The sequence below is a fragment of the Alteromonas lipotrueiana genome, from assembly GCF_019249245.1.
In the GTDB taxonomy this organism is placed as follows: Bacteria; Pseudomonadota; Gammaproteobacteria; order Enterobacterales; family Alteromonadaceae; genus Alteromonas; species Alteromonas lipotrueiana.
Genome location: NZ_JAESDK010000012.1, coordinates 22,033 through 47,071 on the forward strand (window position 1 = coordinate 22,033; position 25,039 = coordinate 47,071).

Annotated in this window: 20 protein-coding genes and 1 other RNA gene; 9 read left to right on the plus strand and 12 right to left on the minus strand. The window is 46.6% G+C overall.

All coding sequences use genetic code 11. The annotated features are described in order from the left end of the window. Positions 1-1,311 carry a Xaa-Pro aminopeptidase gene (gene pepP, locus JK130_RS09375; RefSeq protein WP_218354055.1) on the minus strand — a complete coding sequence of 437 codons (1,311 nt, stop codon included), beginning with the start codon at positions 1,309-1,311 and terminating at the stop codon, positions 1-3. A gap of 15 nt (positions 1,312-1,326) precedes the next feature. Then, the gene (locus JK130_RS09380; RefSeq protein ID WP_218354056.1) at positions 1,327-1,893 is read right to left on the minus strand and encodes a UPF0149 family protein; all 567 of its coding nucleotides are present in this window, start codon (positions 1,891-1,893) and stop codon (positions 1,327-1,329) included. A 386-nt stretch (positions 1,894-2,279) separates the two neighbouring features. Between JK130_RS09380 and ssrS the strand changes: the two genes are divergently transcribed. The 7 genes from ssrS to serA all read left to right on the plus strand — a co-directional run bounded on the left by ssrS (position 2,280) and on the right by serA (position 9,039). Then, positions 2,280-2,462: non-coding RNA, 6S RNA (ssrS, locus tag JK130_RS09385), on the plus strand. Between the two features lie 23 nt (positions 2,463-2,485). Further along, positions 2,486-3,379 carry a ribokinase gene (locus JK130_RS09390; protein ID WP_218354057.1) on the plus strand — a complete coding sequence of 298 codons (894 nt, stop codon included), beginning with the start codon at positions 2,486-2,488 and terminating at the stop codon, positions 3,377-3,379. Between the two features lie 16 nt (positions 3,380-3,395). Further along, on the plus strand, positions 3,396-4,337 hold the full coding sequence (locus JK130_RS09395) for a nucleoside hydrolase (RefSeq protein WP_218354058.1): 942 nt from the start codon (positions 3,396-3,398) through the stop codon (positions 4,335-4,337). Between the two features lie 381 nt (positions 4,338-4,718). Further along, the gene (locus JK130_RS09400; protein ID WP_218354059.1) at positions 4,719-6,308 is read left to right on the plus strand and encodes a GAF domain-containing hybrid sensor histidine kinase/response regulator; all 1,590 of its coding nucleotides are present in this window, start codon (positions 4,719-4,721) and stop codon (positions 6,306-6,308) included. Between the two features lie 6 nt (positions 6,309-6,314). After that, positions 6,315-6,947, plus strand: coding sequence for a 5-formyltetrahydrofolate cyclo-ligase (locus tag JK130_RS09405; protein ID WP_218354060.1), 633 nt, complete (start codon positions 6,315-6,317; stop codon positions 6,945-6,947). A gap of 35 nt (positions 6,948-6,982) precedes the next feature. Further along, complete coding sequence (gene rpiA, locus JK130_RS09410; protein ID WP_218354061.1) at positions 6,983-7,639, plus strand: ribose-5-phosphate isomerase RpiA; 657 nt, start codon at positions 6,983-6,985, stop codon at positions 7,637-7,639. A 170-nt stretch (positions 7,640-7,809) separates the two neighbouring features. Next, the gene (serA, locus tag JK130_RS09415; RefSeq protein ID WP_218354062.1) at positions 7,810-9,039 is read left to right on the plus strand and encodes a phosphoglycerate dehydrogenase; all 1,230 of its coding nucleotides are present in this window, start codon (positions 7,810-7,812) and stop codon (positions 9,037-9,039) included. Between the two features lie 52 nt (positions 9,040-9,091). Here serA and JK130_RS09420 read toward each other — a convergent pair whose 3' ends face one another. After that, positions 9,092-9,865, minus strand: coding sequence for a sulfite exporter TauE/SafE family protein (locus JK130_RS09420; protein WP_218354063.1), 774 nt, complete (start codon positions 9,863-9,865; stop codon positions 9,092-9,094). A gap of 90 nt (positions 9,866-9,955) precedes the next feature. Beyond that, positions 9,956-10,309, minus strand: a complete 354-nt coding sequence (locus tag JK130_RS09425; RefSeq protein WP_218354064.1) for a Fis family transcriptional regulator — start codon at positions 10,307-10,309, stop codon at positions 9,956-9,958. A gap of 213 nt (positions 10,310-10,522) precedes the next feature. Between JK130_RS09425 and JK130_RS09430 the strand changes: the two genes are divergently transcribed. Next, positions 10,523-12,349, plus strand: a complete 1,827-nt coding sequence (locus tag JK130_RS09430; RefSeq protein WP_218354065.1) for a S8 family serine peptidase — start codon at positions 10,523-10,525, stop codon at positions 12,347-12,349. A gap of 149 nt (positions 12,350-12,498) precedes the next feature. Here JK130_RS09430 and JK130_RS09435 read toward each other — a convergent pair whose 3' ends face one another. From JK130_RS09435 to JK130_RS09460, 6 genes are all read right to left on the minus strand, one after another. Further along, positions 12,499-13,245 (minus strand): DUF481 domain-containing protein, encoded by a 747-nt coding sequence (locus JK130_RS09435; protein WP_218354066.1) that lies wholly within the window; start codon positions 13,243-13,245, stop codon positions 12,499-12,501. A 123-nt stretch (positions 13,246-13,368) separates the two neighbouring features. Further along, on the minus strand, positions 13,369-14,184 hold the full coding sequence (locus JK130_RS09440; protein ID WP_218354067.1) for a DUF481 domain-containing protein: 816 nt from the start codon (positions 14,182-14,184) through the stop codon (positions 13,369-13,371). Positions 14,185-14,238: 54 nt separating this feature from the next. Then, complete coding sequence (locus JK130_RS09445; RefSeq protein ID WP_218354068.1) at positions 14,239-15,084, minus strand: HDOD domain-containing protein; 846 nt, start codon at positions 15,082-15,084, stop codon at positions 14,239-14,241. A 30-nt stretch (positions 15,085-15,114) separates the two neighbouring features. Further along, positions 15,115-15,393, minus strand: a complete 279-nt coding sequence (locus JK130_RS09450; protein ID WP_218354069.1) for a DUF1289 domain-containing protein — start codon at positions 15,391-15,393, stop codon at positions 15,115-15,117. A 205-nt stretch (positions 15,394-15,598) separates the two neighbouring features. After that, complete coding sequence (locus tag JK130_RS09455) at positions 15,599-18,736, minus strand: efflux RND transporter permease subunit (protein ID WP_218354070.1); 3,138 nt, start codon at positions 18,734-18,736, stop codon at positions 15,599-15,601. Further along, positions 18,736-19,965: an efflux RND transporter periplasmic adaptor subunit gene (locus JK130_RS09460; protein WP_218354071.1), complete on the minus strand. Its 1,230-nt coding sequence runs from the start codon at positions 19,963-19,965 to the stop codon at positions 18,736-18,738. Before JK130_RS09460 ends, JK130_RS09455 begins: the two co-directional genes overlap by 1 nt. A gap of 152 nt (positions 19,966-20,117) precedes the next feature. Between JK130_RS09460 and JK130_RS09465 the strand changes: the two genes are divergently transcribed. Next, a complete protein-coding gene (locus JK130_RS09465) occupies positions 20,118-21,167 on the plus strand; it encodes a LysR family transcriptional regulator (protein WP_218354072.1) in 1,050 nt (349 codons plus the stop codon). A 147-nt stretch (positions 21,168-21,314) separates the two neighbouring features. Here JK130_RS09465 and lpdA read toward each other — a convergent pair whose 3' ends face one another. Further along, complete coding sequence (gene lpdA / locus JK130_RS09470; protein ID WP_218354073.1) at positions 21,315-22,736, minus strand: dihydrolipoyl dehydrogenase; 1,422 nt, start codon at positions 22,734-22,736, stop codon at positions 21,315-21,317. 145 nt (positions 22,737-22,881) lie between these two features. Next, positions 22,882-25,029: a dihydrolipoyllysine-residue acetyltransferase gene (gene aceF, locus JK130_RS09475; RefSeq protein WP_218354074.1), complete on the minus strand. Its 2,148-nt coding sequence runs from the start codon at positions 25,027-25,029 to the stop codon at positions 22,882-22,884. Between the last annotated feature and the right edge of the window lie 10 nt (positions 25,030-25,039).

Below are 25,039 nucleotides of genomic sequence, written 5' to 3' on the forward strand. Positions count from 1 at the left end.
TTATCTCTGCAACAGGGCTTCTATTTCGGGTACCGTTTTAGGCACATCGTTGGTCAATATGTCGATGCCGGTTGCGGTAACCACCACGTTATCTTCTATACGTACGCCTATGCCCTGATATTGTTCATCTACCGGCGCATCTGGCGCAATATACAAACCAGGCTCTACCGTAAGCACCATACCCGGTTGTAGGGGTCGATCTTCGCCATCCATACGATAGTCACCCACATCGTGCACATCTAAACCAATAAAATGACCCAAACCATGCATAAAAAACTGTCGCCAACCCTCGGTTTCAAGATTTTGTGCCACCGTGCCCGGCAATAGCTTTAATGCCACCAGACCCTCGGTGAGGGTTTCAATCACCCGCTCGGTAACTGAGCGCAACGTCACGCCCGGCGCCAGCATATCTAATGCTTTTTGTTGCGCTTTTAACACCAGGTTGTAGATGTCTTTTTGCGGCTTACTAAATGTACCTGACACCGGAAAAGTACGGGTGATGTCTGCTGCATATCCCATAAATTCAGCACCGGCATCTATCAGTACCAGCTCATGTTCAGCCAGCGCTTTGGTATTTTCGGTGTAGTGTAATATGCAGGCATTATCACCGCTGCCAACAATGGTTGAATAGGCCGGCGAACGCGCCCCTGCCATTGCAAACTCATGATGCAGCTCGGCTTCAAGCTGATACTCAAATACCCCCGCGCGGGCAAATTGCATAGCGCGTCGATGCGCGCTGGCGCTTATCTGACAAGCGGCCTTCATCACCGCCACTTCACTGGCAGATTTAAACAGGCGCATTTCATGCAGCGTAGGTTGTATATCTACCATTGCTTTGGGAGCGCTGTATTCTTTAGGCGCGGTGCGCAAGCTTTGCATCGCTGCATTAACCAGCGCATCGGCGGCGGTGTTTTGACCTTGGCCAAAGTAAACATGAGTGTGGCCCATGAGCCAGTGCATCAATACTTCGGGCAGTTCATCAAGCTCATAAGCTTCATCCAGATCAAAACGACCCAGCGCATCTTCAGCACCCAACCGACGACCATGCCAAATTTCGCTATTTTTGTCTTTAGGCTGGCACACCATCGCCACAAAGCTGCCGCCATGGCGCTCATGATTAGATAACAAAAGCCAGGTATCGGGTTCATTAAACCCAGTTAAATACCAAAAGTCGCTATTTTGTCGAAAGGTGTATTCAGTATCCCGACTGCGGGTAACCAGCGTTGCAGCCGGAATCAGACACACACTGTTTGGCTCACACTGGGCCAACAGTCGTTGACGGCGGGCAAAGAATTCCTGTTGGCTAATCATAAAGGCCCTGTAAGGTTAATGAACGGATGGTTTTTCTTGTTGATCATCAAGCAACGAGCGACCTAATTCACTAAAACATAATAGCGAAGAAATTTTCACATATTCAACAACTTCGTTTAAGGCACGTTCAGACTCTTCGTCGGCGTCCATGGGTTCTTCCATACGCGAAATATCTGAAAAGTCCTGAATGGCTTCTTTTACGTCCGCTGAACATTGATCCAAATTTTGTTGGTGCAATCCAAAGCCTAGCAAAAACCCCTGCACCCAGTTTATCAAAGCCGCGCCTCGGTCATTGATAGGCGCCTGGTCGTCTGGCAGCATCATTTGCAAACTAAACTCGCCTTCAAGCAATTGTTCAATAGTTTGGGTAAATAGCTGTTCAAGCTTAAAACTGACCAGTTGTGGAAAAGCTTCACCTTCGTTGGTGGTATCGGCCAACACCGCCTGCCACTTGCGGTCGGTTAGTGACATCCCTCCACTTAACATGCCACACATAATGCCATGAACCTCAGCCGCATCGGCATTTACCGACCCCTGAAACAGAACATTGGTAACGCTGTCGTAATCTAACTGTTTGTCCACGCGAACAACCTTTAATGTATTGCCAGTCTATTAACACATTATGCTAGCAAAAACCGGCTATAAAACCCAGCATACAGCGTCGGGTCAGCAACTGTTCAACAATTACTTATTTTTACGTTCTACGCTTTCGAAAGCGGCCCAGATGTTTTATCATTTGTTTGTAGGCTATTTCTTTTGACCAAATGGTTAACTTTTGGTTGAAATTTTTTTGTCTGATAACATAATCGGGTCATCGCTTCTGACAAATTGCTGCATTAAGCAACACAATGCATCTAACCGCTCAGTATCCTTCGACCAGAGCAACACGAATATCGGCGTACTGAATTAATCAGCTCTTCACGAGAGTGTACGTTTGATATACCCTGTTGCGCTTGTTATTTAATCAATGTCTCCTGGGATGTGCGCCAGCTCATTCATGTCCCTGGCCGATGCTTTTTTAAAAGGAAGTTGAACTTATAACTACTGTGCAAGCTCGGCTCGTATCGAGAAGCCTACGGTTATGATGATTCTTCCGCCGTGAACCTTTCGGCTCACGGGCGAACGATGGGCAGCGGCATTCTGGGAGACGCCCTCTTTTCGACGAGAAGAAGAAATGGCTGTAATTAATTTTGGGTCTATTAATATCGACCACGTATATTCGGTTGATCATTTTGTCAGACCTGGTGAGACCATTGCCTCATCAAACTATCAGCAATTACTAGGTGGCAAAGGTGCCAACCAGTCTATTGCTTTGGCCCAGGCGGGCGCTGATGTTAAGCACGTTGGCAGCATTCACGAGTCTGATGCCTGTTTCAAACAAACTCTGATAAAACATGGTGTAGACTGTCGTTATGTAAAATGTTTCGACGTACCTTCGGGCCATGCCATTATTCAGGTCACACCGGGTGGCGAAAATGCCATTGTATTATTTGGCGGCGCCAACCTTACTCTAGCCCCAGAAACGGTTCAAAAAGCATTGCTGGATACCGGCGATATGGACTGGGTGCTGACGCAAAACGAAACCAGTTGTATAGATGAAGTGCTAAAGCAGGCCAAAGAAAAAGGACTGCGGGTAGCCTTTAATCCTGCCCCCATGAGCGAATCGGTAAAAGCGCTTCCCTTAGAGTGTGTGGATTTGCTAATCGTTAATGAAACCGAAGCCGCAGCCATAACCAACGCAGAAAAGCTTGACGACATTGTTGAAGTATTTCAACAACAATGGTCTCACGCTGAGGTGCTTATTACGTTGGGCAAAGACGGGGTATTGATGATCACGCAGCAAGGTGTCGAAAAAGTGCCCGCTTTTTTGGTTGAAGCTGAAGATACCACTGCCGCCGGCGATACCTTTATTGGTTATTTTTTGTCAGCCTACAGCAATCATACTCCCGTAAAGGATGCGTTGATACGCGGATGTGCCGCCTCGGCCATAGCCGTTACCCGAAAAGGCGCCGCGCAATCAATTCCATCCAAAGAAGAAGTCGACCGTTTTTTAGCTAAACACGGTTAGTCACACAGAGAACACTATGACACACAAGATTATTTTAGACACTGATCCGGGCATTGATGATGCCATGGCAATCTTTTTTGCTTTCCAGTCGCCTGATATTGATGTACTTGGTCTAACTACCGTTTTTGGTAATGTACCGGTTGATATGGCTGCCAAAAACGCAGTGACCCTCTGTAAGCTTGCCGAAAAAGATATTCCTGTTACCAAAGGTGTAGGTATGCCCTGGGTGGGCCCAGAGTCTTCTTATGCCCATTTTGTTCACGGCGACGATGGTTTTGGCAATATCAACTTTCCGGCAATCGAAGGTGAACTGGACCCACGTAGTTCTGCGCAGTTTATTGTTGATATGGCACGTCAGCATCCGGGCGAAATTACCCTGGTAGCGATTGGGCCGCTGGGTAACCTGGCGCTGGCTTTGCGATTGGAACCTGAGCTACCTAAGCTGGTAAAGGGTGTAAGCATTATGGGCGGCGCCGCGTTTGTGCCGGGCAATGTTACTCCGGTGGCAGAAGCCAATATCTGGAACGATGCCCACGCCGCTGAAATTGTCTTTGGTGCCGACTGGGAAGTGACCATGTTTGGTTTAGATGTTACCAATGCGTGTCGCTTTAAAGCTCAGTTTGTCGAAACGCTGGCCGAGAAAAATTCTAAACTGGGCGGTTTTGTAAAAGACGCTGCGCAGTTTTATATCGATTTTTACACACGCGAAGACGATGAACGGGTATGTTGTTTTCACGATGCTTTTCCGCTGGCGCACCTGATCAAACCTGAGCTGTTTGGGTTTACCGAAGGCCATGCCCGGGTGGCTACCGACCCGCTTAATCGAGGCCAGACCATGGTGGCACCAGCGGGAACTACCGCCAGCCCGTTATGGCTTGAGGCACAATCTATAAAAGTGGCTACCCAGGTCGACCGTGATGCCTTAGAACAGTTGTTTATAGATACCTACGCGCTGTAACCATCAAAATTATTTACAGGTTATTGATAAGCCCGTAGCGCTTTACCGCTCTACGGGCTTTTTTTATATTGTAACTTGCCTCAATATATGCGAAAAAGCTAATCAAACCATTACTCAATATGCCTTATCGTGAGGCACGTTTTTAGTCTCGCTACAGGCTTAAGTTTTACTTAAACTTTCGTAGTAACTGATTTAATACCGTGTTATTTAAGGCAAATTTGGCTATTTGGCACCCTGATTTCTTGTAATTTTACACCTTTTGATACTGGCGATATTAAAATAATCTTCTATGCTTTTGAGCAAAGATTAAAAACTTGCCTTGTGCATTACAGGTAAATAATTTTTATATTTGCCTGAAAAAACTGATAAGAGACAAGCCTTTTGCAAACACCATTACCCCCTGAGAATGAGCATCAGCGCCTGGCAGAATTGCTTAGCTACGAAATATTAGACAGCGAAAGCGAAGATGTCTTTGACCAGCTAACGACTCTGGCCTCGCAAATATGTGGTACGCCTATCGCTCTTATCAGTCTTATTGATCAAGACCGGCAATGGTTTAAATCTCGAATAGGCTTAGATGCTCAGGAAACTCATCGTAACGTGGCTTTTTGTGCTCATGCTATTTTGGAAGACAGTTTATTTGAGGTAAATGACGCGCTTCAGGATCCGCGCTTTTTTGATAACCCTTTGGTTACCGGCTATCCAAAAATTCGTTTTTATGCCGGTACGCCTTTGGTATCGCCTCGAGGCTTTGCCTTAGGGACCTTGTGTACGCTGGATGATCAACCCAAGGTGCTTGATGAAAGTCAAAGAAAAGCGCTGACTACATTGGGCGCAGCCGTCATCGCACAACTAGAGTTACGTCGTAACAGTCGCGAATTGCGTCAGGCTATTCAGTACAAAGACCATTATCTTGCCTACTTAAGTCATGAGGTGCGCACGCCACTTAATGCCATATCTATGTTCAGCCGGCAACTGCGCCAGCAAACCACTAAGTATGATTTACCTGAGTCTTTCGACAAGGCACTAGACCACATTCAAACCAGCGGTCATCGTCTTTTAGATATCGTTGATTCAGTATTAAATGTTGAACACGACAGTGCCAAAAGCTTAAAGCCGTTACCCAGAAGCGTTCGTCCAAACGATTATCTGACAAGTTTATTTGGGCTGTTGCAAACCGTTAACGAACAACTGAAATTAGGCTGGTCTGTGGGTTCAGCTGTACCAGACACCATTACTATTGACGATACCAAAGTCAGTCAAATTATTAGTACATTGGTAAATCACTTTGCAGGGCGTCTGCCAGCAAACAAACAGCTTGTGTGTCAGATAGATTTTGCCGCTACTCAAATGCAGTGTGTATTTACCGGAAAATACCCACTGGTTACCGAACCAGAACAAGATTTTTTAAATGCCCGCCAACTCTGTTTTGGCGATCAATTTTATATCAGCGAAAACTTTAAAGATTTAAGTATTGGTAAACACCTTATCGCATTATTGGGCGGAGACATTGATGTTATCGATGGGCAAACTGTGCAACTTAACTTGCCCATTGTTAAGTGTGCTTCCTCCGCAAAGCCTCAGTCGCCAGAAACACTACATATAAAATCAGATACCCGAATTTTAATTGTAGAAGATAACGAGATTAATCAAATAGTGATCAGTTCGTTGATGGGCGAGCTTGCGGTCGCGCATGCAATGGTGGCTACGGGAGAAGAAGCGGTAACCGCTGCATGTAACGATACCTTCGATTTGATTATTATGGACATTGGGCTACCGGGTATTTCAGGCTTGCAAGCCACCGAATTCATCAAACAACATAAACCTACCCTACCGATCGTGGCTTTAACCGCCGACGCGGTCACTGATCGTGAAACCATGATGCTAAGCGGACTTGACGCTATTTTGACAAAACCCATTGCATTGAATCAGCTCATCCGTATGCTAAACCATTATTTAGCTGAAGAATAATATGGTATGCCAGCAACGCTTTGTCGCATAGAATTACGAAAGCACCTTCGCGCCGCGCGTAAAGCTCTGACGCATTCTCAGCAGCAGCACGCCGCGAAGGCGATAGCCCGGCAACTTGAAAATTTAACATTTTACCAGCACGCAAAAACCGTTGCCGGGTATCTTGCTAATGATGGCGAACCTGAGCTAACCGAAACCATCGCACAATGCTGGCAGAACAAAAAGCAGACCACCCTACCCGTATTGCACCCTTTTTCAAAAAAACACTTATTGTTTCTGCGATACTGCGCAACCACCCCCATGCAGTTTAACCGTTTTAATATTGCCGAGCCTGTACTGTCGGCAACTGACATATGTTTGTTAAATCAGCACGATATCATCTTGATGCCTTTGGTAGGTTTTGATGTTCAGGGCAATCGATTAGGCATGGGCGGCGGCTTTTATGATCGGACGTTAAGTGCGCTCGACCCTAATCACCGGCCTGTACTTATAGGCATCGCGCACGATTGTCAGAAGGTAGACACTCTGCCCACCGCAAGCTGGGATATTCCGTGCGATTATATCGTTACCCCATCTATGGTACAGCGCAATCCTGGCTGTGCTACGCCCGAAAGTCATCTGCATAAGTCTGCGCAATAGGGTACACTTTTCATTCAAACCGAACAGGAACAATCATGGATCAGAACGAGAAGAAAAAAGCGGTGGCCGAAGCCGCACTAAAATATGTGCAGTCAGACACTGTAGTGGGTGTTGGTACTGGCTCTACGGTAAATTATTTTATTGATGCGCTGGCCACCATCAAAGATAAAATAGTTGGCGCGGTCTCAAGCTCGCAAGCCTCTACAGAACGTCTTGAGGCCGCTGGAATCGAAGTATTTGAACTCAATAATGTTGATAACCTGGGTATTTATGTGGATGGCGCTGATGAAGTCACCGAACACAAACATATGATAAAAGGGGGCGGCGCAGCGTTAACCCGCGAAAAAATTGTAGCCGCAGTGGCTGACACATTTGTATGTATTGTCGATGATTCAAAACAGGTACCTATGCTGGGTAATTTTCCATTACCTGTGGAAGTGATACCTATGGCCCGCTCTTATGTGGCCCGCGAGCTGGTCAAACTTGGCGGCGATCCGGTATACCGTCAGGGCGTCGTGACCGACAATGGCAATGTGATTCTGGATGTACACAATTTAGAGATTTTGAATCCCCGCGAACTTGAAGCAGCAATAAACAATATTGTCGGTGTTGTAACCAATGGCATATTTGCCATGCGCGGCGCCGATATAGTGCTTAGTGCTACCGACCAGGGCGTAAAAACCTTTAAATAAGTCGCTAATTATCTGATAGTAGCGTTAATTACTGAGTCTTTTACCCACTTTATTCAAGATAGCTTCAGATTGTTTGATAATTTTCTTTGCACACCCTTCGACATCTGGTACGTTTACATTTAGACGTCCAGATGTCTTTTAATAATCCACCAACGCTGAGATATCAAGCTATGAGTAAAGTGTCATTACCTAAAGAAAAAATTCGCATTCTGTTATTGGAAGGCGTGCATTCCAGCGCCGTAGAGACACTTAAAAACAGTGGTTATAGCAATATTGAATATCTTAAAGGTTCATTACCTGAAGATGAGCTTATCGAAAAGATAAAAGATGTTCATTTTATTGGTATACGCTCGCGCACCCAGCTTACCGAAGCCGTTATTGATGCAGCGCAAAAGCTGGTTGCAGTGGGCTGCTTTTGTATTGGTACCAATCAGGTCAATTTACAGGCCACCCAGCGTCGTGGTATTCCGGTTTTTAATGCTCCGTTTTCAAACACTCGTTCGGTCGCCGAACTGGTACTTGGACAACTTATATTACTACTGCGCGGCGTACCTGCGAAAAATGCAAGAGCGCATCGTGGCGAGTGGGACAAGTCGGCTAACGGATCGTTTGAAGCGCGTGGCAAAACATTGGGCATTATTGGCTATGGTCATATAGGGACGCAGCTGAGTATATTGGCTGAGCACCTGGGTATGAAAGTTCAGTTCTTCGATATTGAAGATAAGCTGGTTCTTGGTAATGCCACTCAGATAAGTCGTTTAGATACCTTACTTGAAACCTCTGATGTGGTGTCACTGCATGTACCTGAAACCGACTCTACCCAAAACATGATAAATGCAGATACCCTGGCAAAGATGAAACAGGGCAGTATTTTTATTAACGCGTCCCGCGGCACAGTGGTAGATATAGACGCTCTGGTCGAGGCCCTTAAACAAGGCAAACTCAGTGGCGCCGCTGTTGATGTATTTCCGGTGGAACCTAAGTCAAACAATGAAAAGTTCGAATCGCCATTGTGTGAATTTGATAATGTGATTCTAACGCCTCATGTGGGCGGCAGCACTCAGGAAGCACAAGAAAACATCGGAATTGAGGTCGCCGGCAAACTGGCTAAGTACAGTGACAACGGCTCAACCTTGTCGGCGGTTAACTTTCCTGAGGTGTCTTTGCCCGGGCATCCTGGCCGTTCACGGTTATTGCATATCCATGAAAACCGTCCGGGTATTATTATGAAAATAAACAGCATGTTTGCTGAACAAGAAATTAATATTGAAGCTCAGTATCTGCAAACCACTGCCGACATCGGTTATGTTGTTATTGATGTTTCATCCGATAATGCCTATGACGGGTTGAGTCAGTTATTGCAAATTGACGGCACTATTAAAGCCCGGCTTTTGCATTAACGACTGAACCATTCAAAAGGGGCAGCAAATGTTGCCCTGCTGCTTTATCTATTTACCCGGCATAGGTTTTCACAAAAAATATACCGGTGATGGTCACACTGGTGACAATCACAAAATACCGAATATGATGTTGTTGAATAACTTTTGATATTCGTGCCGCAACATAGCCGCCACTTAACGTACCGGCCATTACCACCGTGCCCTCATACCAGGCTATCTGATCCTGGACTGCGAAAATTGCGATAGCAATAACAGACACCACGCACGAAATTAACAGTTTAATTGCGTTCATTACGTTGATATTGCTATAGCCGGCCAACGCAAGATAGCTCAACGAAATAATGCCCAAACCTGCATTAAAAAAGCCACCATAAATACTAATCCCTAATAGCAACAGTATTAAGAATACCGCCCCCACTCCCGCCATACGGGCTTGATTAACAGTCAGGCGACGTAAAGTTTGATTGATCCGTGCGCCGAAAATAAACAGTACGGTAGCAAAAAGTAACAGCCATGGAATAGCATCACGAAATAATGCTTCTGGTGTTTGTAATAGCAGCCAGGCGCCTACCACACCGCCAAGTGCGCTGATAAAAATAATCAGATAAAGATTTTTACGGTATCTACGCAGCTCATCTGAAAAGGCATAAGCGCCACTTAAATAACCTGCACACGAGGCAAACGTATTGGTGGCGTTGGCACTGATCACCGGTACGCCTGCCATAAGTAAAGCCGGAAAAGTAATGAAACTGCCTCCGCCTGCAATACTATTGAGCACCCCGCCAAAAAACCCGGCAGCTAAAAGCCAAAACCAGTCAATGCTCATCACTAACCTCTATGACACGCAAAAAAGTAAGTTCCTGGTTGCCCACATTACACTGAATCGCATTGCATCATCTGAAATCGTTTAAAAAACTCAGACTTCAAACTGGGCAATTCTGGCCTGCCAGTCCCCGTGATGTTGCTCAATACAGCGCTGCTCGCTGTCCAGTCGAACATGTCTGCGTATATCTTTTACCTTTATCCCTGCCCTTAATAAATGCCCCTGAATCAGCTGCCGTAGCTTTTTATCTGTACCTGCTGCTACCGCGCGTTCTACCTGTTCATCATCGTGAAATACACAGGTAATCATCAGGCTACCCGGAAAATGATTGTACCGGGCGGTATGTGTCAGCCATTCAAATCCAATATGCCATTGTTTGGCTGTCTCACATGCCAGGGTAAGTGCTGTTACCACATTGTTGTCGAGCTTTTTGGTGGTTTTATTCATGCATCTAATAAACAAAAATTTCGGGTTCTCACAATAACACAGTCGACACTAATGGCCTGCTGATAGAGGCATAAATTAATTTGTTAAATTAATGTTATTTAATTGCAAGTTAAGTTAACGTTGTAGCGGGATAATTTGTAGAGCCCTCAAGGGAGTGTCTAGACTGGTAAAAGCCAGCGAGCGGGCCATAAACCAACAGGTGGAAATTAAATAATGTTCAAAACAACGCTTAAGCCTACTCTTGCAGCAGTTCTACTTTCAATAACAGCTGCCTCAGCATACGCAAACGATCGCTATATCATACAGGTCGACAACAAAAGCAAAGGTATTGTGAAAGCTTTGGCTAAACAGTCCGGAGCCGAGATACACGTAGACGCCCATGGGTTTATTGCCGCGACGTTTGACAATAAAACCTTATCGCAAGTCAAAGGTCTTATGAACAATCCGCACGTTAAGCTTATTGAACAGGATCTCGAACGCCGCCCTATGGCGATTTATAACGACGATGGTGGCAATCCTGATACCACCCAAATTACACCTTATGCAGTTTATCAATCTCAGGCTAAGCAGGTTAATTTTAATCCCAATGCCGGCATGAAAGTTTGCGTTATAGACTCGGGGTTGGATGATTCAAACCCCGATTTTGTGTGGGCGAACATTACTGGCGATAATGATTCAGGTACTGGTAATTGGTTCGACAATGGAGGGCCTCACGGTACTCACGTGGCTGGAACTATCGGCGCTGCAGATAACACCTATGGCGTTGTAGGGATGGCTCCGGGTGTGAACATGCATATCATCAAAGTTTTCAATGCGCAGGGCTGGGGATATTCATCTGATTTGGCGTATGCTGCGCAAAAATGTACCCAGGCAGGTGCCAATATCATCAATATGAGTCTTGGGGGCGGAGGTGCTAATAGCACTGAAGAAAATGCATTCAAAGATTTTGTTAATGCCGGAGGTTTGGTGGTTGCCGCAGCCGGGAATGACGGTAATAGTGTCCGTTCTTACCCTGCAGGCTATCCGGCGGTAATGATGATTGGTGCTAATGATGGTGACGACAATATTGCCGATTTTTCTCAATATCCTTCTTGTACTACTGGCCGCGGGAAAAATGTAACCACTGATGAAACCACCTGCGTAGAGGTCACCGCAGGGGGTGTTGATACGCTTTCTACGTATCCTGCCAATGGTGCCACCTTAGCTTCAATGTCTGCCGATGGGCAAGGACTGCCTACCTCTGCAATGGAAAACACAGGGTCTGCTTCAGCCAACGCTTATTATATGGGTATAGGCGATAGCGTTGACAATAATGCTACTGGGAAAATCTGCCTTATAGATCGGGGTACCATATCCTTTTACGATAAAGTGAACAATTGTGAGTTATCCGGCGGTGTCGGGGCGGTATTGGTTAACAATGAACCTGGCATGCTTTACGGCACACTAGGAACGGCCAACGACACGACTATTCCCGCTGTAGGCGCAGCGCAAGAAGATCGCACCCAGCTATTGAATGCTACGACCATCGATATAAGTATCGGTGCAAGTGATTACGGGTATATGAGCGGAACTTCAATGGCTACCCCAGCTGTAGCAGGCGTAGCTGCACTGGTTTGGTCGAATCATACTGCATGTTCAGGAGAAGATATTCGGGCTGCACTCAAGGCTACTGCCCGGGATTCAGGTGCAGCCGGTAAAGATGTGTATTTTGGGTACGGCATTGTTCAGGCTGCAGATGCGAGCGCCTATCTTGCAACCAATAGTTGTGCGGGAGGCTCTACCCCAGGAGGGACTGCGGATGATATCTCTTTAACTGTCAACGGTTACAAATCTAAAGGGCTTCAGGCCGTCGACCTGAATTGGACAAATGCAACGGGTTCAAGCGTAGATATATTTCGTAATGGCAGCATAATCACTACAACTGCCAATGATGGAGCCTATACTGACAGCTTAAATACCAAAGGTAGCGGTAATTATAGTTACCAGGTGTGCGAAAGCAGTACCACGACATGTTCAACATCTATGTCAGTGATATTCTGATAATTACTCATAGTAAAAACTAAAGACAATCATTACCAAAAATAGTGTCTGATTACACTAGTATATAAAGCCCCCCGTAGCACACTGACTAACTATGGGGGGCTTTTTATTATAAAAGTTTTTAAACTTTTATAATGGGTTTAGAGCTATTAAAGAAAGTTGTAAACCAAAGTCACTGCCGTTTCGGTATCCAACTTATCTTTGTCCGGCTCTACATTGGTATTGTGGTCAAAAGAAACCGATACTTTTAACGACAAGCTACCATTGATTGAAGCAGTCAGCGCGGTTTCGGCGGACGATTTGGTGTTGTCACTACCCACTTCGGTACTCAAAGTTTGGGTAAACTTAGAAGTATCAGAAATTAACCACTGAAAACCGGTTGATGCACGAACAATAAAGCTGTTTTGAGACTCGCCATCCTGGGTTTCATTGAAGGCATAACCCGGACCGATTGAATACTCTAAAGATGTAGTATCGTTTTGCCAAAGCTTTTGGTTCCAACCCGCAGCAATAGTAGACTGATAGTTGTATGAGCTAAAGCGATCGTCTTCGTAAGAAGCAAAGCCGAACAAACGCTTATCCGGGTTTTGCAGTTTGTAGTTCGCCTGCGCCTGAGCGTCAAACTTTTGCGCTGAGGTACGGTCTTCTTCAACCCCCTCATCGTTTTCTACCGACTCCTGCTTGTACAAACCGCTCACACTGTAGTCGTTGCTCCATCTATCGAATTCATGATGTGACTCTAAAGAAGCATTAACAGAAGTGGTGTCTGTGTTACCGGTAGTAAAGATGAAGCCTAAACCGCCTTCCAGAGTGAAAGGCTTTTGTTTGATTTGAGCCATAGCTGTACCAGAGAAAAGCGCACCGATAACCGTTGCCGCCAATACTGTTTTATTCATGTATATCCCCATATTTATTATCAAATTAAAGTTTTGTATACACCGGCTGATACTGCCAGTGAAAAATCGAAATTAAGGATTGCTGTGCTTGTACTGCTTTTGTTCCATAAATGCTCAGTGCCTTTAAAAAAACCGATACACGACAGTCAGTGACGTTTCGGTGTTCAGATTTGGAACATTTGGCAGTGGCTGGGTTTCAAAAGAAGCAGTAAATGATAACTTCATTGCCAACGAGTCAAATAAGTTCGCCGACAGCGCGGTTTCAGAACGCGTTTTAATATTGTCAGGTCCGATTTCGGCGCTAAGAAACTGTCTGAATCGTGAACCTGTATGCCATTGAAAATGATATTCCCCAGAGGCACGCAATATAAAGCCATTATTGATGTTTGTTTGGGTTCCGTCTTCCGCTGACACTAACCCATAGCCCGGTCCCACACTATACCGAAGCATACTTTCATCGGTATTCCATACCCGCTGTGACCAACCGCTGGCCAGTGTCGCCCGATAATTGTAGCCATTAAACTGGTCATTTTCGTAGTCTGCGTAAATAAACAAACGGCGGCCGGGTGTCTGTAGCTTGTAATCGAACTGAGCCGCGCCAAAAAATCGCTGTGCACTGACCTGATCGCGGGTGACGCCGTTTTTTTTCACCTCAATCTGCTTATACAATAATTCAGCCGAATAGTTGTTATCCCAGTGAAACGTCTCATGTTCTGCCGCAATCCCTGCTTTTAACGACACCGCATCTGTATTGCCGGTAGAATTAAGAATACCCAGCTCACCATCTAGTGAAAACAATTCCTCATTTTCATCCTGGCGATACGTGAAGTCGGTATGATACAACGTTTGAATCAGGTTTTTATCGGCGGCATAAGATGGAACACTGCCTATCAGACAGATAGCCAGAACCAGCAAACAGCATCTGGATTGGTTTTGCATACATGTTGATTCGATTATTTTAGCGCTTTGGTAAACCGGTCCGTGGAATGGTTATTAATAAATAAGCGAAGAAATTTTCTTGGCTTCATTGTTCGCATACGCCGTGATATTTTCAAGGCTGTCAGGTGATATCGCTGACATGATGTTCGTTGCAGGCGAAAAAAGGTCAATATCCTTTGACGCTTCTGGCCGTGCCTGACAAATTGTAACCCGCAGAGCACACGCTAATAAAGCAATATCCTTTTCGTGATACTGTTTTTCTGTATTGTTTACATGCTGTACCGGATAATACAAAGGCAACGGCAGTTGCCACTTTTCCATAATCAGCCCGCTTAAGTGTGCAAAGTCGAAACCAAATATGGCCTGCTGCCTGGCCCATGGGGTGCCTTCAGACAATAATGTATAGTTGCGATATAGCTTGGGGTTAAACTTTGCGACCACTAACTCACTTAAATTAAGCAAGATACCATTCACAAAAAAGCGGTCACTGCCGCGAACACCCATTTGCTTAGCCAGATATTTTGCAATAACACCGGTATATACTGAGCTTTGCCAGTGCTCCTCCAGATTTATAAGGGGGGTATCGTAAGCCTTAAACGCGGTAGTCGCGGTTTCGGCTACCACCAGATTGTACAAAGCTTCGCCGCCTATTACACTCACGGCTTTACTGATAGAGTCTATCTGTGAAGGAAAACGAAACAACGCACTATTTGCCAGCTTTAAAATTTTACCGCTTAGCGACGGATCTACGGCAATCAATCGCGCTATATCTTCACTATCAGAGCGGTGATCATCCAGAATCTCCCGTATACGCAGACAAATGTCGGGCAGCGTAAACGACTGAGTCGCCAGTGAAGCATATTTTTTTAAAGAACTAGCCGTTGTGTTATTTTTTGTCATCGTAAATAAGACTCGATTTTACCTAAACATTTATTCATCACTGAACATATCAATTTGCGTGGGTATGACTTGTGTTGGCGTATCTGTTTGCTGAGCCCGCCGCTGCGCCGCTTTTTTACGCTTGTGACACGCTGCAACTATATGCCGGCGGGTAGCATCATCGACGTCAAACCAATATCGACGCTCTTCGCGGCTTCGAAAGCAACCTCTACAATACCCACGAGGGCCTGACTCGCACACTCCGATACACGGGCTGGGCACTTCAAAAAATTCAAGTTGTGAAGGTATTGAAGACGAAGAATCTGTCATCAGGAAATTCCTGTTTTACCGTCAATACTTACTGACTGCCAGTATAGCAGTATTCATCGTCAGTGAGCTATTCGCGACTGATACTTAGGTATCGCTAAACTACAGGATTAAATGGCAGCTGAAGGGGTTATCGATGCTCAAAAAAAACCGCCCCGAAAGGCGGTATAAAGGCCCCTGTTAAAGAGAGGGGCAACACTTGGGTTGGTCAGGTCGTTTCGTCGGCTTTTTTACGTTGCAGCAGGTAGTAGAATACCGGCGTTAAAATAAGCCCGAAGAGGGTCACGCCAATCATGCCTGAAAACACCGCCACGCCCATAGCCTGGCGCATTTCAGCCCCGGCGCCAGTAGACAACACCATAGGCAGCACGCCCATAATAAAGGCAATAGAGGTCATTAAAATGGGGCGTAGTCGCAACCGGGACGCTTCTTTGATAGCACTAAAAGTACTGTGCCCTTCTTCTTCGAGCTCTTTGGCAAACTCAACAATAAGAATGGCATTTTTAGTCGCCAGACCTACCAGTACAATTAACCCGATCTGGGTAAAGATATTGTTGTCACCTTCAAACAAACCCACACCTATTAACGCACTTAGCAAGGTCATTGGCACAATCAAAATAATGGCCAATGGCAAACGCAAACTTTCGTATTGCGCAGCTAAGACTAAAAATACCAGTAGCACCACCAGCGGAAATACATATATCGCGGTATCGCCAGCCAGAATTTGCTGGTAGGTCAGCTCGGTCCATTCGTAGCTCATGCCAATAGGCAGGGTGTCAGCCAAAATTTTCTCAATAGCGGCTTTAGCCTGATCTGAGCTATACCCTGCTGCCGGCGCGCCGTTTATTTCAGCGGTAACATAACCGTTGTAATGCATCACCCGATCAGGGCCTGCGCTATAGTCGATATTAAGCATAGAGCCCAGCGGAATCATTTCCCCGGCATTGTTGCGCACTTTCATTTGCTGAATTTGTTCGACATCTTGGCGGTAAGGGGCATCTGCCTGCACATTAACCTGATAGGTACGTCCGAACAGGTTGAAGTCATTTACATAAATAGCCCCCAGGTAGCCCTGCATCGTGTTAAATAACGTATCAATATCAACACCCTGGGTAATGGCTTTTTCGCGATCCACGTCAACATCAAGCTGTGGCACATTTACCGTAAAGCTGGTAAAAGCATCGGTGAGCGCAGGGTCGGCCCAGGCTTTTTGAATCACCTCATTCGATACTTTTTCAAGCTCGGCAAAACCCAGGGAGCCTCGGTCTTGTAGTTGTAACCTGAAGCCACCAATGGTGCCTAATCCTTGCACCGGAGGAGGTGGAAATATTGCCACATAAGCGCCTTTAATTGACCCGAACGCCTGGTTTAAATCAGCAGCAATAGCGGCAGCAGACAGTTCTGGCGACTGCCGCTCGTCAAAAGGTTTCAGCGGGGTGAACAAAATGCCCGAACTGGGGCTATTGGTGAAACCATTGATGTTTAAACCCGGGAAGCCCACGGCATCAGACACACCAGGGTGTTCCATAGCAATGGCTGACATATCGCGAATCACCTGCTCGGTTCTGTCTAATGAGGCGCCGTTAGGCAATTGCGCAAAAGCCACTAAGTACATTTTGTCCTGTGGAGGAACATAGCCGGTAGGCGTACTGGCAAACTGCTGCCAGGTTAACGCCAACATGCCGGCGTATAGCACCATCACAATACCGCCTTTGCGTACCAGAGTACCCACTCCACTTGTGTACTTTGCCGACGCTTTATCAAAAAAGCGGTTAAACGGATTAAACAGCCAGCGCCCTAGGCCTTTGTCCATGGTTTTGGTTAGCCAGTCCTTTTTGGCGCCATGTGGTTTTAGCAGCAACGCTGATAGCGCCGGACTTAAGGTGAGCGAGTTTATGGCTGAGATCACCGTAGAAATAGTGATGGTCAGTGCAAACTGCTTATAAAATTGCCCGGTCAAACCACTCATAAAGGCTGTAGGTACGAATACCGCGGCCAGTACCAATGTGGTCGCCACGATCGGCCCGGTCACTTCCTTCATGGCCTGGGTAGTCGCGGCCACCGGCGACAGGCCTTCGGCAATATTTCGCTCGACATTTTCTACCACCACAATGGCGTCGTCGACCACAATACCAATAGCCAGGACCAGCCCGAATAACGACAGGGCGTTGAGCGAAAAGCCCATAAGGTGCATGAATGCGAAGGTACCCACCAATGAAATAGGCACGGCAACCAGCGGAATAATAGAGGCACGCCACGTTTGTAAAAACAGCACCACCACCAGCACCACCAGCAGCACAGCTTCAAGCAGCGTATTCACTACCGCTTCAATCGAACCTCGTACAAAAACCGTGGGGTCATACACAATTTCGTATTCAAGCCCTTGCGGAAACGCCTTTTCAAGTTCGGCCATGCGCGCCCGCACGTCGTCAGAAATTTGAATGGCATTTGACCCAGGCGCCTGAAACACCGGAATAGCGGCTGCCGGCCGATTATTTAGCAGCGAACGCAGAGCATAGTTGTTTGCGCCCAGTTCTGTGCGCGCAACATCTTTGAGCCGGGTAATTTCGCCATTGTCACCGGTTTTAACAATAATGTCGTCAAACTCATCTTGTTCTATCAAGCGCCCACGAACATTAATCAGCCACTGAAACTCGCTGGTACCGGTTGGCTGAGCCCCCAAACTGCCTGCTGCTGCCTGCTGGTTTTGCGAACGAATGGCTTGCACCACATCACCGGGGTTCATTTTAAGGGCCGCTAATTTATTGGGGTTCAGCCACACCCGCATACTGTATTCGCCGGCGCCAAACAAACGAACCTGCCCTACTCCGTCAATGCGATTCAACTCGTCTTTAACATACTGATCGCCATAGTTAGACAGATACAACATGTCGTAGCGGTTATCTGGTGAGGTTAAATGCACCACCATCGTCAAATTGGGCGATGACTTTTCAGTGACAACACCTAATCGCTGCACCTCTTCGGGCAGCCGCGGCAGCGCCCGGTTTACCCGGTTTTGCACCAGCGTGGTAGCTTCATCGGGATCGGTTCCAATGGCAAAGGTTACCGTAAGGGTCATGGTGCCATCAGAGGTGGCTTGCGAAGACATGTACAACATATCCTGCACCCCGTTAATTTCCTGCTCGATAGGCGTGGCCACCGTTTCGCCAATAACTTTAGGATTAGCGCCCGGATAGCTTGCGGTAACCACGACCGTAGGGGGTACCACGTCTGGGTACTCAGTAATGGGAAGTTTCCAGACAGCAATAGCGCCACCTATAAAAATCAGTAACGACAAGACCGCCGCAAAAATAGGCCGGTGAATAAAAAAGCGCGAAAAATTCATTACTGGACTCCAGCCGGCGCTGTGGTGTTACTGTGACGGGCAATATCCTGGGCGTTATCTACACGCTGCTGCCAAACCTGTAACTGCTTCAGGGTTTTGTCATTAGCCATCGAAATTTGGTTAGGTTTAACCGTGGCACCGGGGCGTACCCGCTGTAATCCGTTAACCACAATGGTGTCTTGTGCCTTCAGACCACTTTTGATAATACGTAATGAACCGCTCACTTTATCGCCCATGGTCACAGCGCGATACTCTACTTTATTGTCTTTATTAACCACCATCACGTACTTATTGTTCAGGTCGGTACCAATGGCTTTCTCAGCCACTAAAATACCGTCTATAGGTTTAGCTCCGGCCAGCTTAAGGTGTGCAAACAGTCCAGGGATTAATGAATTGTCTTCATTTTCAAATACTGCGCGCACCCGCAGTGTACCGGTGTCGTTGTTAACCTGATTATCAACAAAGTTAATCTTTCCCCAGTGCTTGTAATCACTTTCATTGGCCAGGCGCATTGCCACCGGCTGTGCCGCCACGGCTTCGCTGCTCTTTTGCTGCTGATAGTTCAGCCAGGTGGTCTCATCAATATCAAAGTAAGCGTAGAGTTTTTGTGTCGAGACTATGGAAGTTAATACTGACTGGCCAGCGGTAACATAGTTACCTTTAGTAATATTGGCCCTTGAAACACGCCCCGAAATAGGCGCGTCGACCCGTGCAAAGCCACGATTTAACCGCGCCAGTTCTAGCGCGGCTTCGGTTTGTGCCACCTGCGCCTGAGCCTGCTCTACGCCACTGGTACGGGTGTCCAGAACTTCCTGAGAGACTGACTGGCTTTGGCGCAGGCTTTGTGCGCGGGTTTTATCCTGGGTAGCCAGGCGCAACTGACTACGCGCCGATCGCAACTGTGCCTCTAAACGCTCGACCTCAGCTTTAAACTGGCGGTTGTCAATCAAAAACAGCGTATCGCCTTGTTCAACATATTCGCCCTCTTCAAATGCGACATAATCAATATAGCCCGATACCCGCGGACGCAGCGACACTTGCTGAGGGGCTTCCAAACGTCCGGTAAAGCTGTCCCACTCGGTGATACGCTGAGCGACAACGGGCGCCACATCAACGGGCACGCCGGCCGGGGCACTCGGGCCAGCTTGTTCGGTTACCTTGTCCTGTGAACAGGCGGTCACTAACGAAAGCCCTATAATAAGTAGACTTAAACGCTTGATTAATAGCATAACGATTTAATACCTGTAGAGTCCGGGAAAATATAAGCTGAGGATTATGAACCCACTTATACAATAAAAATAATTATATTTTTGAATGCAACACATCATCTGGTGTAATATATATTTTGTTTACACTACCGCTACACCAGGAGCTACATCTGATGCGTCCGCAAGAATTAAATTTACTGATGATTTTTGATGCAATTATGACAGAAGGTGCCATTACACGTGCTGCTGACCGGCTGTCTATGACTCAGCCTGCGGTGTCTAATGCATTGTCACGGATGCGTGCGGTATGGGGCGATGAGCTGTTTGTTAAAGATGGGCGTGGTATCCAGCCTACGGCATTTGCAAAAAACATGTGGAGCCAGATTCAAACGCCGTTAAGTGCTTTGGAAGATGCGGTTAATCCCAGTCAGTTTGACCCTGCAACCGCATCACGCACCTTTCGTATTGCCGCTACCGACACATTTGTCGATATGATTTGGGGCCCGCTGCGCCAGGTTATCGAGCGCGAAGCACCGGGGATTAATATTTACGCGGTGCCTAACCCCTCTATTGGCTCTGCCGATATATTAAAAGCCGCCGAAGCCGAGCTGGCTATCTCTAAATATACACAGTCAGAAAGTGTGATTCGTTCAGAACACCTGTTAGACCCAGGCTATGTAGTGGTTATGCGTCCCGGTCATCCGCTGGCGCAACAGCAGTTAACCTTAGAAAAATTTATCGAAGCCGATCATCTGCTGGTGTCATTAACCGGTGATGCAACAGGCCCTACCGACGTTGCCTTACAGAGCCTGGGTAAAAAGCGTCGGGTTGCTATGTCGGTCAACAACTTTTTCAATGTACCTGGCTTGCTAAAACAAACCGATCTGATTTGCGCCGCCCCATCAATGGTGCTTGAACGCGAAATATTTTCAAAGCAGCTGGCGGTGTTTGAAAGCCCGATTGAGGTGTCGCCTACGCCGGTTTCATTGTTATGGCATAAACGCCAAGATCACGATCCGGGTTTACAATGGCTTCGTCGTCACGTGGCCAAAATTGTTCATCAGCGTGTCGAGCAGCACCAGCAATTGCTAAATCAACATTGTCGTAAAAGCTATTGTGAGCAGGCAGTGCGCGATGCCAAAGCCCAGCATCATTACGATTGCATTTCGCAAGTCTGTGAACAGCTCGATACCGTGCCTGATGTGGCAAGCCCCGCTCGCTAACCTATTGTGGGTAGCCACCTGTGGCTAAAGCACCTTGGTTTTTGAAATATTTTGCAATAAATCATTAGCCATAAAAAAACCCGTTGCGCCTGAGCACAACGGGTTTTTATCAGGCAATATTGGTGTTTATACCAACATCATCATTGTTTACTTTTTCTTCTTTGCCTTCGGGTTAGGCATATCAGTAATGGTGCCTTCAAAGATTTCACTGGCCAGGCCAATTGACTCATTCAGCGTGGGGTGCGCATGAATAGTTAATGCGACATCTTCAGCATCTGCACCCATTTCAATAGCAAGACCAATTTCACCCAGCATTTCGCCGGCGTTGGTACCTATAATAGCACCACCGATAACCCGACCTGAGTCTTTGTCAAAAATCATTTTGGTCAAGCCGTTGGTTGCATCAGAGGCAATAGCACGTCCTGACGCAGCCCATGGGAACGACGCAGTTTCGTAGTTCACATCTTGTTCTTTGGCTTCTTTTTCGGTCAATCCAACCCAGGCAACTTCTGGCTCGGTATACGCAACGGAAGGAATACAACGCGGATCAAAGTAATGATTCTTACCCGCAATCACCTCAGCAGCCGCATGACCTTCATGTACTGCTTTATGCGCCAGCATCGGTTGTCCGACTAAATCACCAATGGCGTAGATATTTTTAACGTTAGTTTGCATTTGCTTATTCACGTTAATAAAACCACGATCGTCTACTTCAACACCGGCTTTATCGGCGCCGACTTTTTTGCCATTTGGTGTACGGCCGACCGCTACCAATACTTTGTCGTAACGTACTTTTTCTGAAGGCGCATTTTTGCCTTCAAATGTTACATACAAGCCGTCGTCTTTAGCTTCAACATCGGTTACTTTAGTTTCAAGCATAATGTTGAAACGGTTTTTGTATTCTTTCATGAATACTTTCATGATGTCTTTATCAGCAGCCGGAATCAGCTGATCTAAAAATTCGACCACATCAATGTTTGAGCCTAATGCGTCGTAGACGGTGCCCATTTCCAGACCAATAATACCACCGCCCAATACCAGCATTTTCTCTGGAATGTCTTTCATTTCCAAAGCGCCGGTAGAGTCGATAACCCGATCGTCTTCAGGAATAAACGGCAATTTAACCGGTTCAGAACCTGCAGCAATAATCGCATTTTCAAAATTGATAGTGGTAGTCCCGTCTTCACCTTCAACTTCTAAGGTGTTGGCGCCGGTAAATTTACCTGTACCACGTACGTGTTTAACTTTGCGCATTTTGGTCATTCCTGACAAACCTTTTGTCAGCTGGCCAACTACAGAGTCTTTATAATCACGCAGTTTGTCTAAATCAATTTCTGGTTCGCCAAAGCTTACGCCGTGAGAAGCCATTTGCTTGGCTTCTTTCATTACCTTGGCGACATGCAGCAGGGCTTTTGAAGGGATACACCCAACATTCAAACATACCCCACCCAGTGTTTCTCGGGCGTCAACAATAACGGTTTCTACGCCCATGTCGGCAGCACGGAACGCCGCAGAGTAACCACCTGGTCCCGCGCCTAATACTACTAGCTGAGTTTTAATTTCGCTCATCTTGACCTCAAAGTTGTCAAATATCTGAAAATAATGCGTTAATAAGTTTAACTAGGGCAAGTGAGCCCTGTAAAGCTAAGCGGGCTATTTACCCGCAAAAAAGCATTAAGGGGAGCATGTTTTGCTCCCCTTATTGATAGTTTGTCTATAGCAGCATTTGGCGCAGGTCTTCTAACACCGCTTTCAAATGCACTGCAAACCGCGCAGCAACCGCACCATCTATAACCCGGTGGTCATAAGACAATGACAGTGGCAACATCAGGCGAGGTTCAAAGTCCTTACCATTCCACTTCGGCTTCATTTCGCTTTTAGACACACCCAAAATGGCAACATCAGGCGCATTTACTATGGGGGTAAAAGCCGTACCGCCAATACCGCCTAAGCTTGAGATAGTAAAACAGCTGCCCTGCATATCTGCAGACTTCAGCTTACCATCGCGAGCTTTCACACTAATGTCCATCAGCTCTTTTGATAGCTCATGAATGCCTTTTTGATCGACATCACGAACCACCGGAACAACCAGACCATTCGGTGTGTCTACTGCTATACCAATATGGTAATACTTTTTCTGAATTAAAGACTCGCCTGACTCAGAAAGTGAAGTATTAAAAATTGGATAGGCTTTGAGCGCATCGGCTACCGCTTTAATCATGAACACCAAAGGTGTGATTTTAAAGCCCAACTTGCGCTTTTCAGCAACCTGGTTTTGTTCTTTACGGAACGTTTCTACGTCGGTGATATCCGCTTCTTCAAACTGTGTTACATGGGGAATAGTCACCCAGTTACGATGCAGGTTTGGTCCTGACAGTTTTTGAATACGTGTTAACGGAACTTCTTCGACTTCACCAAATTTAGAAAAATCAACTTTAGGTTGTGGAATAACCTGTAAACCACCGCCTTCGCCTTTGCCCACAGAGCCCGCAGTAGCCTTAGGACGTGACAACTCATATTTTACGTAAGACTGAACGTCTTCTTTCAATATCCGGTCTTTACGGCCGCTGCCCGACACTTCTGAGAGGTTTACGCCAAATTCGCGCGCAAGGCGTCGTACCGATGGCGATGCATGCACCTTGCCCGACTTCTGCTTTTCGCCTGCCGATGGATGATGCGGGACCGGTGGCGGTTTAGGACGATCACTGTCTTGAGACTTGTTGTCCTGACCAGCGTCTTTATCTGACGATTTTGGTTCTTTTTCAGCGGGTTTATCTTCGGTTTTAGTCGCCGGCTTACTGCCGCTTCCCTTAACCTTAAGCATCAGAACCTGAGAGCCTTTGGACACTTTGTCGCCCTGTTTAACCAGCATTTTGGTAATTGTACCGGCTTTGGGTGCAGGTACATCCATGGTGGCTTTATCAGTTTCCAGGGTAATTAACCCGTCTTCAGCGTCAATGGTATCGCCTTCGTTCACCAATACTTCGATAACCTCAACGTCTGAGGCGTCGCCAATATCAGGAACCGTAACTTCAATTTCTTCTTCTGCGCCATCATCTGATGAGTCAGCCTGGCTGCTCTCATCTTCATCTTTTGATGCTTGCGAATCATCTGATTTATCAGACTGACTATTGTCGCTGCCGGAGTTTTGGTTCTGACTACTGTCTTCACCAGCCTCATCAGCGCCGCTTTCACCCTCGACCTCAAGCATCAAAATCAGCGAGCCTTCACTGACTTTATCGCCTTCTTTAACCTTCAGGCTAACCACTTTACCGCCTTTAGGAGAAGGCACATCCATAGTGGCTTTGTCGGTTTCAAGGGTAATCAGGCCATCTTCTGCTTCAACGGTGTCGCCTTCGCTTACCAAAACCTCAATAATCTCAACTTCTTCGGCATCACCAATATCGGGCACGGTAACTTCAATGGTCGAACTGCTGCCCCCTTTTGAAGAGTTGTCGGCTTTTGATTCATTTTGCTCAGATGCTGACTTAGCCTCTTTGTCTGACTTGTCTTGCTCAGCGTTTTCAGCAGAAGCCTTACTCTGATCGTCTGACTCAGACTCCGAGTCAGAGTCACTTTCAGAGCTTTCAGAGCTTTCGGCATCATCGTCGCTGTTGCCATCGCCAGCAGCTTCTAATTGCATCAACAAATCGCCTTCAGAAATCTTGTCGCCAACGCTTACTTTTAAAGTACTGACTTTACCGCCAAAGGGCGCCGGAATATCCATACTGGCTTTGTCACTTTCAACAGTAACCAGTGAGTCTTCCGCTTCAATGTCATCGCCCTCTGCCACCAACACTTCAATGACTTCTACTTCGTCTTCACCTAGGTCGGGTACGAGAACGTCTTTAATATCTGCCATGTTGTTGTCT

Excerpts from the sequence above, each read along its gene's own strand:
- pepP (WP_218354055.1), bottom strand. The coding sequence starts at position 1,311 with ATGATTAGCCAACAGGAATTCTTTGCCCGCCGTCAACGACTGTTGGCC.
- JK130_RS09390 (WP_218354057.1), top strand. The coding sequence starts at position 2,486 with ATGGCTGTAATTAATTTTGGGTCTATTAATATCGACCACGTATATTCG.
- JK130_RS09395 (WP_218354058.1), top strand. The coding sequence starts at position 3,396 with ATGACACACAAGATTATTTTAGACACTGATCCGGGCATTGATGATGCC.
- JK130_RS09405 (WP_218354060.1), top strand. The coding sequence starts at position 6,315 with ATGCCAGCAACGCTTTGTCGCATAGAATTACGAAAGCACCTTCGCGCC.
- rpiA (WP_218354061.1), top strand. The coding sequence starts at position 6,983 with ATGGATCAGAACGAGAAGAAAAAAGCGGTGGCCGAAGCCGCACTAAAA.
- serA (WP_218354062.1), top strand. The coding sequence starts at position 7,810 with ATGAGTAAAGTGTCATTACCTAAAGAAAAAATTCGCATTCTGTTATTG.
- JK130_RS09420 (WP_218354063.1), bottom strand. The coding sequence starts at position 9,865 with ATGAGCATTGACTGGTTTTGGCTTTTAGCTGCCGGGTTTTTTGGCGGG.
- JK130_RS09425 (WP_218354064.1), bottom strand. The coding sequence starts at position 10,309 with ATGAATAAAACCACCAAAAAGCTCGACAACAATGTGGTAACAGCACTT.
- JK130_RS09430 (WP_218354065.1), top strand. The coding sequence starts at position 10,523 with ATGTTCAAAACAACGCTTAAGCCTACTCTTGCAGCAGTTCTACTTTCA.
- JK130_RS09435 (WP_218354066.1), bottom strand. The coding sequence starts at position 13,245 with ATGAATAAAACAGTATTGGCGGCAACGGTTATCGGTGCGCTTTTCTCT.
- JK130_RS09440 (WP_218354067.1), bottom strand. The coding sequence starts at position 14,184 with ATGCAAAACCAATCCAGATGCTGTTTGCTGGTTCTGGCTATCTGTCTG.
- JK130_RS09445 (WP_218354068.1), bottom strand. The coding sequence starts at position 15,084 with ATGACAAAAAATAACACAACGGCTAGTTCTTTAAAAAAATATGCTTCA.
- JK130_RS09450 (WP_218354069.1), bottom strand. The coding sequence starts at position 15,393 with ATGACAGATTCTTCGTCTTCAATACCTTCACAACTTGAATTTTTTGAA.
- JK130_RS09455 (WP_218354070.1), bottom strand. The coding sequence starts at position 18,736 with ATGAATTTTTCGCGCTTTTTTATTCACCGGCCTATTTTTGCGGCGGTC.
- JK130_RS09460 (WP_218354071.1), bottom strand. The coding sequence starts at position 19,965 with ATGCTATTAATCAAGCGTTTAAGTCTACTTATTATAGGGCTTTCGTTA.
- JK130_RS09465 (WP_218354072.1), top strand. The coding sequence starts at position 20,118 with ATGCGTCCGCAAGAATTAAATTTACTGATGATTTTTGATGCAATTATG.
- lpdA (WP_218354073.1), bottom strand. The coding sequence starts at position 22,736 with ATGAGCGAAATTAAAACTCAGCTAGTAGTATTAGGCGCGGGACCAGGT.
- aceF (WP_218354074.1), bottom strand. The coding sequence starts at position 25,029 with ATGGCAGATATTAAAGACGTTCTCGTACCCGACCTAGGTGAAGACGAA.